We start from the raw sequence: 12,239 nt of genomic DNA on the forward strand, positions 1-12,239 counted from the left end.
GGGCGGATTCTATCATACTCTTCGACAACGCGCTCAGGCTTTTCAGTCGGTGCTTAAGCGGGCGTCAGGGTCAGTCGCAGGTCCGCGCCAACCTTGCGTACGTCACTAAACTTCAGCTCTGGCGCATCGGACAATCGTTCCAGCCCAGGCAGTTCACACAGGCCGCGTGCCGCATTGCCCAGTAGTTTCGGTGCCACATAGACAATCAGTTCATCGACCAGTCCAGCCTGTAACAGTGCCCCCGCCAGACTGGCGCCAGCTTCAACCCACACCGAGTTAATCTGACGCTGGCCGAGTATCATCATCATCGCCACCAGATCCAGTTGTTCTCCGCGCAGCGGCACCGCAATCTGGCTGACGCTGTCTGGCCAGGTTTGCTGATCGATTGCACTGCGCATCAGCCAGGTTTCGCCCGGCTGACTCATCAGTCGATGTTGCGGCGTCACACGCTGCTGGCTATCAATCACCACGCGAATCGGCTGACGCAGCGTGGCTTCATCCAGCTGCTGGCGTGCATCTTCATTCAGTTCGCCCCAGCGCACGGTTAATGACGGATCGTCTGCCAACACGGTGGCACTCGAGGTAAGAATAGCCGAACTCTGGGCACGTAATTGTTGCACATCGCGCCTTGCCGCCGCCGAGGTGATCCATTGACTTTCGCCACTGGCCATCGCGGTGCGCCCATCAAGGGATGCGCCGAGTTTGAGCTGAATCCACGGGAAGCCAGTGCGCATACGTTTCAGAAAACCACGATTCAATGCTTCAGCTTCGCTCATCATTAAGCCGTGGCTGACTTCAATCCCGGCCTGCTGCAAACGATACAAGCCGCGTCCCGCCACTTGCGGATTGGGATCCTGCATTGCCGCCACCACGCGACTGACGCCCGCAGCGATCAACGCATCGCAACACGGCGGCGTGCGGCCATGATGGCTGCAGGGCTCCAGCGTGACATAAGCGGTCGCACCTTTAGCTTTTTCACCCGCCATGCGCAGCGCGTGCACTTCAGCATGCGGCTCGCCCGCACGGTGATGCCAGCCTTCGCCGACAATCTCGCCGTCGCGTACAATCACGCAGCCAACATTAGGATTAGGTGTGGTGGTAAAACGTCCGCGACGCGCCAGTTCCAGCGCACGCGCCATGTAGCGTTCGTCAGTCATGGCTTAGTCCTGTAAGCGGGCGATCTCTTCGCCAAAATCACGGATATCTTCGAAGCTGCGGTACACCGAAGCAAAGCGGATGTAAGCGACCTTATCGAGTTTCTTCAGCTCTTCCATCACCAGATTACCGACCAGCTTGCTGGGAATTTCGCGCTCGCCAGTGGCACGCAGTTGCGTTTTAATGTGGTTGACGGCGTTATCCACCGCATCGGCGCTCACCGGGCGCTTCTCCAGCGCCTTCATCATGCCGCTGGCGAGCTTATCTTCGTTAAAGGGTTCACGCACATCGTTGCTTTTCACCACGCGCGGCATCACCAGCTCAGCCACTTCAAAGGTGGTAAAACGCTCATGGCACACCAGACACTGGCGGCGGCGACGCACCGATGAACCTTCACTGACCAGGCGAGAATCAATCACTTTGGTATCCACAGCGGAGCAGAAGGGGCAATGCATGACGTTTCCTGTCGCGAGATAAATAGGCCACACAGTGTAGCGCGATCTTCAAAGCAACTGAATACACGCGACCGAATCACCGCCTGGCTCACAGATGCAGGATGTCACGCTCTGTAAACAAGAAAAGCCACTAAGCTTAAACAGCCAATCCGGCACATTTGCAGGAGGTCACATGGGTCTGTTCAATTTCGTGAAAGAAGCAGGTGAAAAGTTATGGGATGCCGTCACTGGCGCTGACGATCCCAGCAAAAAACTACAGGATCATATTAATCAACTCGGCTTACCTGACAGCGATAAAGTCAAAGTCGATGTGCAAGGCGACACCGTTACCGTGAGCGGTGATGGCATTTCACAGGAGCTGAAGGAGAAAATCCTGGTGGCCGCCGGTAACGTGGCAGGGATTACCAAGGTCGATGACAAGGTCACCGTCACCGACAGTGCGCCAGAAGCCGATTTCTATACGGTGAAAAAAGGCGACACCCTGAGTGCGATTTCCAAACAGGTCTACGGGAATCCCAATGAATACAACAAGATTTTCGCAGCAAACAAGCCAATGCTGACGCATCCTGATAAGATCTACCCCGGCCAGGTATTACGTATTCCAAAATAACAGAAAGGACAATGCATGACGATCAGGACGTTTTGGGCGCCCGCCGCACTTTCGCTGCTGGTGCTCAGTGGTTGTAGTTCAACGCCGACTTCACCGCAGGTCAAAGAGTTACATCAGGAAGTCAGCCAGCTTAACCAGCAGATGCGCAAGCTCACCAATCAGGCAACGGCGCTGGAAATTCAGGGTCAACTCAATGGGCAATCAACCCAGGGGGCATGGCTGTTGCCGCAAGCCAACACTCCCGTCGAGTTACAGACGCAGGTGGGCAAATTGCGCCTGTCACTGTCTCGCGTCGAGGGGGAAGCCAGTGGTAGTCGCGCCAACCTGAATATCCGTTCCACCGATGACCAGCCGATCCCCGCGCTGAGCGCCACCGTGGTATGGGGTAAGCTGGATCCAGCCAGTGGCAAACCGCTGAATGCGGAGAGTCTGAGCCAGACCATTCAGGTTGAGGCGAGTCTGATGCCACGCAGTTCGGTAACAGTGCCGCTGCGCCTGAGCGGACTGACGCCGGAGCAACTCGGCTTTGTGCGCGTGCATGATGTGCAGAGCACAGCAGCCACCAAAACCGCGCCCTGATCAGCAGGCATAAAAAAACGGGCTGCCCTTAGGCAGCCCGTTTCATTTCATCAGCAGAATTAAGGCAGGATAGAAGGCTGATCTGCGCCCTCTTTCTCCACTTTCTGCACCAGCATGTGTTCACGCTTCATACCCAGTTTCAATGCCAGAGCAGAAGAAACATAGATCGATGAAACGGTACCGATGGTGACACCGATCAGCATGGTCAGCGAGAAGCCTTTCAGCAGCGCACCACCAAAGATGAACAGAATCAGAATCATCGCCAGCGTGGTCAGCGAGGTGATCAGGGTACGGCTCAACGTCTGGGTCAGCGACACGTTAGTAATATCGTAGGAAGAACCGCGACGAATTTTGCGGAAGTTCTCACGAATACGGTCGGAAACCACGATTTTATCGTTAAGCGAGTAACCAATCACCGACATCAGTGACGCGACAATCGTCAGGTCGATCTCGATGTGTGACAACGCCAGAATGCCGCAGGTGATAATGACGTCATGCGCCAGTGCCAGCACGGTACCCAGCGCCAGACGCCACTCAAAGCGGAAGCCGATATAGATCAGAATCGCAATCAGTGCCGACAGCAGCGCCATCGCACCGGCTTGCGCCAGATCGCTACCCACGCTTGGGCCGACGAACTCAATGCGCTTCACGGTCGCGTTCTGCTGCGTCGTCTCATTGATGGAGGTCACGACTTTGTTGCCGAGCTCCTGACCTGCTGCACCGGTGGCTGGCGGCATACGCACCATCACGTCACGGCTGCTGCCAAAGTTCTGCACCAGCGGCTCCTGGAAGCCCGCTTTCACCAAACCTTCACGCAGTGCGTCCAGATCGGCCGGTTTTTCCAGGTTAATCTCAATCACCGTTCCGCCGGTAAAGTCGAGGCCCCAGTTGAAGCCTCGCACACCGATAATGGCGATAGACGCCACAATCAGCAGACCGGAGATGATGAATGCCAGCGTATCCCAGCGCATAAAGTCGACGACCTTACGCCCGTGGTTTAGCTGCTCAATACTATATTCCTGTGCCACAACGCACTCCTCAGATGGACAGCTTGTTGATGCGTTTGCCGCCGTAAACCAGGTTAACGATGGCACGGGTGCCGACGATAGCGGTGAACATTGAGGTCGCGATACCGATAGCGGTGGTGATCGCAAAGCCTTTAATGGAGCCGGTACCGACCGCATAAAGAATGATAACTTTGATCAGCGTAGTGACGTTGGCATCGACGATACTGGAGAAGGCGCCTTTGTAGCCTTCGTGAATCGCCTGCTGTACCGAGCGTCCGTTACGCAGTTCTTCTTTAATACGTTCGTTAATCAACACGTTGGCATCGACAGCAACCGCCAGCGTCAACACGATACCGGCAATCCCCGGCATGGTGAGGGTCGCACCCGGCAGCAGTGACATGATGCCGACAATCAGCACCAGGTTGCACAGCAGCGCGCTGGTCGCAATCAAACCAAATTTCTTATAGAACACCACCATAAACAGAATGGACGCGATCAGACCCCACAAGCAGGCTTCGAGACCCTGAGTGATGTTCTGCTGGCCCATTGTTGGACCAATGGTACGCTCTTCCACAATCTGAATTGGCGCGATCAACGCACCGGCACGCAGCAGCAGCGACAGCTGACGCGCTTCGTTCGGGTTGTTGATACCGGTGATGCGGAAGCTGTTACCGAGGCGCGACTGAATGTTCGCCACGTTAATCACCTGCTCCTGTTTCACCAGGATTGCACGACCGTTGGCGTCTTTCTTACCGCTGTCCTTGTACTCCACAAACAGGGTCGCCATCGCTTTACCGATGTTGTCCTTGGTGAAGTTCGACATCATGTTACCGCCCGCGCCATCCAGTGAAATGTTCACCTGCGGCTGGTTGTACTCGTCCATGCTGGACGTCGAATCGGTAATATGGTCACCGGTCAGAATCACACGCTTGTACAGCACCACTGGCTGGCCTTCACGCGTCTCTTTCACTTCCGAATCACCCGGCACACGGCCACTCGCCGCGGCAGTTGGATCAACGGTGGTGTTTACCAGACGGAATTCCAGGGTCGCAGTGGCACCCAGAATCTCTTTGGCACGCGCCGTGTCCTGAATACCCGGCAGTTCCACCACGATGCGGTCAGAACCCTGACGCTGCACCAGTGGCTCGGCAACGCCAAGCTGGTTCACACGGTTACGTAGGATATTGATGTTCTGCTGAACCGCATACTCACGGGCTTCGCTCAGACGCGCATCGGTCATCACCGCACGCAGCGTATCGCTGCCGACGCTGGAGATCACCAGATCGCGATGACGCGGTGACAGGTAGCTGATCGCCGCATCACGGCTGGCGCCGTCGCGGAAACGCACTTCTACACCGTAGTTAGCGATTTTATTGACGTTGGTATACGGGATGCTTTTGTCGCGCAGGTCACTGCGCAGGCCATCGGCATTCTGCTCTTGCAGCTTGCCCAGAGCGGTATCCATATCCACTTCCATCAGGAAGTGTACGCCGCCACGCAGATCAAGACCGAGTTTCATCGGCTGTGCAGCCAGCATGGTCAGCCAGCGCGGGGTTGCTGGCGCGAGGTTGAGTGCCACAACATAGTTGTCGCCCAACGCGGTAGTGATGGCATCACGCGCGCGCAGCTGCGCATCCTGATTGTCAAAACGGGCCAGAATGGCGCCATTTTCCAGAGCGAGGGATTTGCTCTGGATATTATCTTGTTTTAATAAAGTCTGGACCTGATCCAACGTCTGTTCACTGGCGGCGCCACCGCGCGCACCAGTGATCTGAACGGCCGGATCCTCTCCATAAAGGTTAGGAAGCGCATAGAGCAGGCCGACGAGAATCACGACGACCAGCATGATGTACTTCCACAAAGGATAACGGTTTAACACGGCAGTTCCCTTCGGGAAGAAAAAATTACAGCGCCTTCATAGTACCTTTCGGCAGAACGGCGGCCACGAAATCACGTTTTACAACTACTTCAGTGGTGTCGTTCAGGGCGATAGAAACGTAGCCGTTGTCAGCCACTTTGGTCACACGACCTACCAGGCCACCGCTGGTTAACACTTCATCACCTTTAGAGATGGAATCCATCAGCTTCTTGTGATCTTTAGAACGTTTCTGCTGCGGGCGCAGAATCATGAAATAGAAGATCAGACCAAACACCACCAGCATGATCACCAGAGAATAAGGACTTCCCTGAGACGGAGCGCCTGCTGCGGCAACGGCGTCAGAAATGAAAAAGCTCATTAAATTTCCCTCATTGATAGAATTATCAGACGTTTAACGGTGGAACCGCTTTACCCGTCCGTTGGTAGAACTCGCTAACAAAGTGCTCTAATTTACCCTCTTCGATGGCCTTACGTAAACCCGCCATCAGACGCTGGTAATAGCGCAGATTGTGAATCGTATTCAGACGTGCGCCCAGTATTTCGTTACAACGATCAAGATGATACAAGTAGGCGCGGCTATAATTGCGACAGGTGTAACAATCACACTCCGCATCCAGCGTTGCCGTGTCATCTTTATACCTGGCGTTACGGATTTTCACCACGCCATCGGTCACAAACAGGTGACCATTACGCGCATTACGCGTTGGCATGACGCAGTCAAACATATCGATACCGCGGCGAACGCCTTCCACCAGATCTTCTGGCTTGCCGACGCCCATCAAATAACGCGGTTTATCTTGCGGAATTTGTGGACAGACGTGTTCCAGGATACGGTGCATGTCCTCTTTAGGTTCACCCACCGCCAGGCCGCCCACAGCGTACCCATCAAAGCCGATATCTACCAGACCTTTAACCGAGACATCTCGTAAATCTTCGTAAACACCGCCCTGAATAATGCCGAACAGCGCATTTTTATTCCCGAGTGAATCAAAGCGATCGCGGCTACGCTGCGCCCAGCGCAGTGACATCTCCATCGAACGTTTGGCGTAATCCCAGTCAGCTGGATACGGCGTACACTCGTCGAAAATCATTACCACGTCTGAACCGAGGTCGTACTGAATTTCCATCGATTTTTCCGGATCGAGGAAAATCGGATCGCCATTGATCGGGTTACGGAAATGCACACCCGCTTCGGTGACCTTACGGATGTCGCCAAGGCTGAACACCTGGAAGCCGCCGGAATCGGTGAGGATCGGACCCTGCCAGTTCATGAAATCGTGCAGGTCACCGTGCAGTTTCATGATCTCCTGACCTGGACGCAGCCACAGGTGGAAGGTGTTGCCGAGCAGGATCTGCGCGCCGGTGTCTTTCACTTCTTCCGGCGTCATGCCCTTCACGGTGCCGTAGGTGCCCACAGGCATGAATGCCGGGGTTTCCACCACACCACGATCGAACACCAAACGGCCACGGCGCGCGCGCCCGTCGGTGGTATCTAATTCAAATTTCACATTGACCTCATTAGATAATCAGAGAAACAGTCTGATTATTAAGCTCCAACCACTTCGTCAGGAGCCTGTGGATTACGGGTGATGTACATGGCATCCCCGTAGCTAAAGAAACGGTACTGCTCTGCCACCGCGCTTTGGTAAGCCGCCATGGTATTTTTGTAACCGGCAAATGCTGACACCAGCATGATCAGCGTCGATTCCGGCAGATGGAAGTTGGTGATCAGCGCATCAATCACCTGATAGTGATAGCCCGGATAGATGAAGATCTGCGTGTCGTCGAAGAAGGGTGCAATCAGCGCATCCTGAGCCGCCTGCGCCGCGCTCTCCAGAGAACGCACGGAGGTGGTGCCCACCGCGACCACTTTGTTGCCACGCGCTTTACACGCCAGCACCGCATCCACCACATCCTGCGGCACTTCGGCATACTCAGAGTGCATGATGTGGTCATTGATGTTCTCGACGCGCACCGGCTGGAAGGTACCTGCGCCAACGTGCAGCGTGACAAATGCCATTTCGATGCCTTTCGCGCGCAGCGCGTCCAGCAACGGTTCATCAAAATGCAAACCGGCGGTCGGGGCGGCTACCGCACCCGGACGCGCGCTGTAAACGGTTTGATAAAGTGCACGGTCTGCTTCTTCATCCGGACGATCAATATACGGCGGCAACGGCATATGGCCGACGCTGTTAAGGATATCCAGCACTGCGCGGTCATCGGCAAATTCGATTTCAAACAGCGTATCGTGGCGCGCGACCATGGTGGCTTTGACGCTTTCGTCATCGCCCAGCAGCAGCTCTGCACCCGGCTTCGGCGCTTTCGAGGCACGCACATGCGCCAGCACGCGTTTGTCATCCAGCATGCGCTCCACCAGCATCTCGATTTTGCCGCCACTGGCTTTTCGGCCGAAGACACGCGCCGGAATAACGCGGGTATTGTTAAACACCAGCAGGTCGCCCGGATTGAGTTTATCCAGTACGTCGGTAAACACTTCATGGCTTAACGCCCCACTTGGGCCATCCAGCGCCAGCAAGCGGCAACCGCTGCGCTGCGCCTGCGGATAGTGGGCGATCAAAGATTCTGGCAACTCAAAAGCAAAATCGGCTACACGCATGCATCACTTCTTTCAGGACTCAAAAAACAGGCGGCATAGTTTAGCGGAAAAGCGGCAAATTCTGAACAACTGGCTGCATATCTGTGATTCTGCCTATAATGCGCCATGAACTTTCTCGCTCACCTTCACCTTGCACAGCTGGCAGACAGCTCCCTGCTGGGCAATCTGATGGCCGACTTCGTGCGCGGCAATGTGCAATCGCAATGGCCGGAACCGGTTGTGGCGGGCATCGCTATGCATCGCCGACTGGATGTTTTGACGGATAACCTGCCGGAAGTGCGTGAAGCGCGGCAATTCTTTCGCGCTGAAACTCGTCGCGTTGCGCCCATCACTTTGGATGTCATCTGGGATCACTTCCTCGCGCTGCACTGGGACCAGCTGCACCCTTCCCAATCGCTGGTCGCGTTCACGGCGGCAGCCGAGCGTGAAATCATGCCGCAACTGCCCGGCACGCCAGAAGGATTCATCGAACTCAATTCGGTGATGTGGCGCGAGCGCTGGTTTGAGCACTATGCCGAACCAACGCGGCTGGCCCGCGTATTGAGCGGTATGGCACATCGCCGCCCGCGTCTGGCAGCACTGCGCGACTCCTATCAGGATTTTGTCGATCATTATCAGCAACTTGAACCGCTGTTCTTCCAGTTCTATCCGCGCCTGATGGACGCTGCGCGCCACCAGCAACTCTAAACCCGCTTTTTTTCACAATCCCAGCATTTACGCCTCTTGCCAGCCGCACTCATCTGCGGCTTAATGAAACCTTTCTTAACTTTTGTTAAGTAGGTCACACCGCCAGGTCGCCTGTTTCGGCGTTTTTTGTCACTTCGTTTGTCAGAAAATGATAAGAGGGAAAGATGTCATCAGCTACGCTAACCGAACTTGACGCGCGTTATCACTTTGCCTGTGATGTCGCTAAAACTGCAGCCAGCCGCGCTTTATCCTGGTATCAGCAGCGTCATCAACTGGTGATTGAGCATAAAAAGGATTTACAGGATGTGGTTAGCGAAGCCGACCGCAACGTGGAAGAATTGGTCAAGCACCTGATTTACGAACGCTTTCCCGATGACGCCGTGCTGGGTGAAGAGAGCGGTGGTGAAACTACAGGTGCGCGCTTTGTCTGGGTGATTGACCCGATTGATGGCACCAGTAACTTCCTGAATGGATTACATAACTGGTGCGTGTCACTGGCGATTGTCTGTGAAAATGAGCCGGTAATTGGCGTGGTCTGCGATCCCAACCATCATGAAACCTTCCACGCCTGCCGTGGTAAAGGCGCATGGGTTAACGAAAAACGTATTCAGGCGCACAGCGCTCAGCATCTCAATCAGGGCGTGCTCGGCATTAGTAGTTCCAACAGCCAACCGGTGGAACCGTTGACGACCTTTATTGGTGGCTTGCTGTCACAGGGCGGGATGTTCATCCGTAATGGCTCTGGCGCATTAATGAGTGCCTGGGCCGCCGCTGGTCGTTTAATTGGTTATTACGAAGCGCATATGAATCCGTGGGACGGTTTACCTGGGATTGTATTGATGCGTGAGGCCGGCGGCATAACCAATGATTACCTTGGTCACAACGGTCTGCAGCAGGGCAATCCTGTGCTGCTCGCCAATAGCGTTATCTACCCTCAGCTCAAAGCACTGTTACCCGCGCATATCAGCCTGTAGCCGATTCACCACATCATGAAAGATAAGCCTGAAGGATAATCCGGGCTTATCTTTTCGCTATTTATGCTTCAGCGGTGTAAATACAAATACCACCTTAATCTGCGATTATTCTAATTTTCTTCCGCCCTGATATTTAGCGGCTAAAAGCGCGTATTCTGTCAGCGTCAATCATCCCTTGTAATACCCATTTTTCTCCTTTGTAACTTTTTTCGGCGACAGGATGCGCCGATTTATTTTTTCTGGAACGCATAACCATTCTTATCCTAACTTCTGGGTTAAATTATGACTGCGAATGCCTCTCACCGTTATCGGGCGGATATTGACGGCCTGCGCGCCGTCGCCATCATTCTGGTGGTACTCTTTCACTCCGGCGTCACCTCGCTGCAGGGTGGCTTTATTGGTGTCGACCTCTTCTTTGTTATTTCCGGCTTTCTGATCGGCGGCATTATCAGCAAGGAAATATCCGAGGATCACTTCTCATTTTATCAATTTTATTTACGCCGCATTAAACGTATCGCTCCCGCGTTATTTTTCATGATGACGATATTGCTGCTACTGGGCTTCATCCTGCTCTCACCGCTAGAGTTCAGCCAGCTGGCCAAATACAGCCTGGCGGTATTTATCACCGTACCCAATATGCTGCTACTCAAGAGCGGTGACTATTTCAGTACCGATTCCGATTTAAATCCCCTGCTCATGACCTGGTCATTGGGAATAGAAGAACAGTTCTATATTGTGCTGCCATTCATTCTGCTTTTGGCCGTACGACTCAAACGTTCGATGCGCTCTGTGGTACTGATACTGAGTGTGATCTCTTTGGTGGCCTGTATCGGGATCACACCGTTTGCCACCACCCACGCCTTTTATCTGTTGCCAACCCGCGCCTGGGAACTCGGTGCCGGTGTGCTGCTGGCGCTGTGGAAACCACAACCCCTCACCGGCCGAGCGGCCAGCCTGCTCAATCTGTTGGGTTGGATGATGATTATCTCCGCCAGCCTGTTGCTTAGTAGCCATAGCCAATTTCCGGGCTGGTTGGCGATCATTCCCGTGCTGGCGGGTTGCCTGATGATCGGTGCGCGCAGCGAGCTTAACCAGTTACTGTTAGAAAATCCGCTGATGCGCTTTATCGGCAAGATCTCTTATTCCTGGTACCTGTGGCACTGGCCGCTGCTAAGTCTGGCGCGCATCTGTAGCGATCACCCCCTTACCGTCTGGCAAGGTTTGATGATCTGCGGCGCAGCGCTGGGTCTGGCCTGGTTTTCTTGGCGCTTTGTCGAGCAGCCCTTCCGCCAGACGCGCATGGGCACGCGTTGGGTGATCCCCGGCTACTGTGCCTCTTCCCTGATTGCGGCGGGTGCGATGCTGCTGTTGTGGCAAACCGGGGGCATGAAATCGCGGGTTAGTGAACTCGTCGTGAATGCGGACAGCTGGAAAATTTCGGCGCAGCGTAATCCGTGCTTGCTTGATTACGGGGCAAACCTGCCCTCGGGGCATGAGGAGTGTCATCCAAACACCGATCGCCCCGGTATCGCCTTAATTGGCGACAGTCACGCTGCCGCACTGCGTGCTTCGGTGTCGGGCTATGCACAACGTCAGCATAAACCGCTGTATCAACTCACCAAAGCCTCCTGCCCGTTTCTAATTGGTACCACGCGCGTGGTGAACCAAATGCCGCATCATGCGCAGCAATGCATTACCTTTAATCAGGAAGTGCTGAAGATGGTGCTGAGCGACAAGGTGGACGAAGTGGTGATCAGCGCCTATTGGGCATCGGGTATGAGCCTGTTGCCCGGTGCCGGTTTCCGCGAAACCGATCATCCTGAAAAGAGTAATCTTGAGGCGCTGCAAGCGGGTATGGATCGCGTGGTGGCTCAGCTGACTCAGGCGGGCAAAAAGGTCACGGTAATAGAGGATGCGCCTTCAGTGGACGTTGACCCGCTGCGCTACAGCAATAACCGTAACATTCCGATTCGTCGCGAACTGAGCGCCTGGCTGAGCAAGTGGGAAGCTCCGCCGCTGCTCTCTGAGCGCACCAGATTGTTCCAGTTCCCGGAAGAGGCCGTGGAGAAATTATTGCAGCGCTATAAGCAACAAGGCGTACGCGTGTTATCGCTGCGAGAGAATCTGTGTAATGAGCAGGGCTGTTTGATCACCAGCGGAGGATTGCCGCTCTATTATGATGACAATCACCTGAGCCCGGCGGGCGGAGAGATTGCGTTGGGTAGCAACTGGTAGTCGTGCTTCGGCCTGCGCTTTTCATCATACTTAAAAGCTCA

At 54.6% G+C, this 12,239-nt stretch carries 12 protein-coding genes; 5 read left to right on the top strand and 7 right to left on the bottom strand.

Going from position 1 to position 12,239, the window contains the following annotated elements:
* Positions 1 to 53: 53 nt before the first annotated feature.
* Together ribD and nrdR are read right to left on the bottom strand one after the other, a co-directional pair.
* A complete protein-coding gene (gene ribD, locus RT340_RS02410; protein WP_211728027.1) occupies positions 54 to 1,157 on the bottom strand; it encodes a bifunctional diaminohydroxyphosphoribosylaminopyrimidine deaminase/5-amino-6-(5-phosphoribosylamino)uracil reductase RibD in 1,104 nt (367 codons plus the stop codon).
* A 3-nt stretch (positions 1,158 to 1,160) separates the two neighbouring features.
* On the bottom strand, positions 1,161 to 1,610 hold the full coding sequence (gene nrdR, locus RT340_RS02415; protein WP_034831027.1) for a transcriptional regulator NrdR: 450 nt from the start codon (positions 1,608 to 1,610) through the stop codon (positions 1,161 to 1,163).
* Positions 1,611 to 1,782: 172 nt separating this feature from the next.
* On the opposite strand from nrdR, the gene lysM reads away from it, so the two are divergent.
* On the top strand, positions 1,783 to 2,220 hold the full coding sequence (gene lysM / locus RT340_RS02420) for a peptidoglycan-binding protein LysM (protein WP_045833917.1): 438 nt from the start codon (positions 1,783 to 1,785) through the stop codon (positions 2,218 to 2,220).
* Between the two features lie 15 nt (positions 2,221 to 2,235).
* Entirely contained in the window at positions 2,236 to 2,799 is a 564-nt protein-coding gene (locus tag RT340_RS02425) for a DUF3251 domain-containing protein (protein ID WP_313373852.1), read from the top strand.
* Positions 2,800 to 2,858: 59 nt separating this feature from the next.
* On the opposite strand, the gene secF is transcribed toward RT340_RS02425, so the two are convergent.
* From secF to queA, 5 genes are read right to left on the bottom strand one after another with little or no spacing between them, the layout of a single operon-like run.
* On the bottom strand, positions 2,859 to 3,827 hold the full coding sequence (gene secF, locus RT340_RS02430) for a protein translocase subunit SecF (RefSeq protein WP_038648607.1): 969 nt from the start codon (positions 3,825 to 3,827) through the stop codon (positions 2,859 to 2,861).
* Positions 3,828 to 3,837: 10 nt separating this feature from the next.
* Positions 3,838 to 5,685: a protein translocase subunit SecD gene (gene secD / locus RT340_RS02435; protein WP_160867942.1), complete on the bottom strand. Its 1,848-nt coding sequence runs from the start codon at positions 5,683 to 5,685 to the stop codon at positions 3,838 to 3,840.
* 25 nt (positions 5,686 to 5,710) lie between these two features.
* The gene (gene yajC, locus RT340_RS02440) at positions 5,711 to 6,043 is read right to left on the bottom strand and encodes a preprotein translocase subunit YajC (RefSeq protein ID WP_034831018.1); all 333 of its coding nucleotides are present in this window, start codon (positions 6,041 to 6,043) and stop codon (positions 5,711 to 5,713) included.
* A gap of 25 nt (positions 6,044 to 6,068) precedes the next feature.
* Complete coding sequence (gene tgt, locus RT340_RS02445) at positions 6,069 to 7,193, bottom strand: tRNA guanosine(34) transglycosylase Tgt (protein ID WP_313373855.1); 1,125 nt, start codon at positions 7,191 to 7,193, stop codon at positions 6,069 to 6,071.
* A gap of 38 nt (positions 7,194 to 7,231) precedes the next feature.
* The gene (queA, locus tag RT340_RS02450) at positions 7,232 to 8,302 is read right to left on the bottom strand and encodes a tRNA preQ1(34) S-adenosylmethionine ribosyltransferase-isomerase QueA (protein ID WP_313373857.1); all 1,071 of its coding nucleotides are present in this window, start codon (positions 8,300 to 8,302) and stop codon (positions 7,232 to 7,234) included.
* Positions 8,303 to 8,407: 105 nt separating this feature from the next.
* Here queA and RT340_RS02455 point away from each other — a divergent pair, with 105 nt between their 5' ends.
* The 3 genes from RT340_RS02455 (at position 8,408) to RT340_RS02465 (ending at position 12,198) form a co-directional block, all read left to right on the top strand.
* Complete coding sequence (locus tag RT340_RS02455; RefSeq protein ID WP_097117505.1) at positions 8,408 to 8,989, top strand: ACP phosphodiesterase; 582 nt, start codon at positions 8,408 to 8,410, stop codon at positions 8,987 to 8,989.
* 164 nt (positions 8,990 to 9,153) lie between these two features.
* A complete protein-coding gene (locus RT340_RS02460; RefSeq protein WP_160833999.1) occupies positions 9,154 to 9,963 on the top strand; it encodes an inositol monophosphatase in 810 nt (269 codons plus the stop codon).
* A 282-nt stretch (positions 9,964 to 10,245) separates the two neighbouring features.
* A complete protein-coding gene (locus tag RT340_RS02465) occupies positions 10,246 to 12,198 on the top strand; it encodes an acyltransferase family protein (protein WP_313373862.1) in 1,953 nt (650 codons plus the stop codon).
* Positions 12,199 to 12,239: the final 41 nt, after the last annotated feature.

The organism is Pantoea sp. CTOTU50773 (genome assembly GCF_032082325.1).
Classification (GTDB): Bacteria; Pseudomonadota; Gammaproteobacteria; order Enterobacterales; family Enterobacteriaceae; genus Pantoea; species Pantoea communis.

Coding starts and splice junctions, on each gene's coding strand:
- yajC (WP_034831018.1), bottom strand. CDS start 6,043: ATGAGCTTTTTCATTTCTGACGCCGTTGCCGCAGCAGGCGCTCCGTCT.
- RT340_RS02465 (WP_313373862.1), top strand. CDS start 10,246: ATGACTGCGAATGCCTCTCACCGTTATCGGGCGGATATTGACGGCCTG.
- nrdR (WP_034831027.1), bottom strand. CDS start 1,610: ATGCATTGCCCCTTCTGCTCCGCTGTGGATACCAAAGTGATTGATTCT.
- ribD (WP_211728027.1), bottom strand. CDS start 1,157: ATGACTGACGAACGCTACATGGCGCGTGCGCTGGAACTGGCGCGTCGC.
- RT340_RS02455 (WP_097117505.1), top strand. CDS start 8,408: ATGAACTTTCTCGCTCACCTTCACCTTGCACAGCTGGCAGACAGCTCC.
- queA (WP_313373857.1), bottom strand. CDS start 8,302: ATGCGTGTAGCCGATTTTGCTTTTGAGTTGCCAGAATCTTTGATCGCC.
- RT340_RS02425 (WP_313373852.1), top strand. CDS start 2,236: ATGACGATCAGGACGTTTTGGGCGCCCGCCGCACTTTCGCTGCTGGTG.
- RT340_RS02460 (WP_160833999.1), top strand. CDS start 9,154: ATGTCATCAGCTACGCTAACCGAACTTGACGCGCGTTATCACTTTGCC.
- lysM (WP_045833917.1), top strand. CDS start 1,783: ATGGGTCTGTTCAATTTCGTGAAAGAAGCAGGTGAAAAGTTATGGGAT.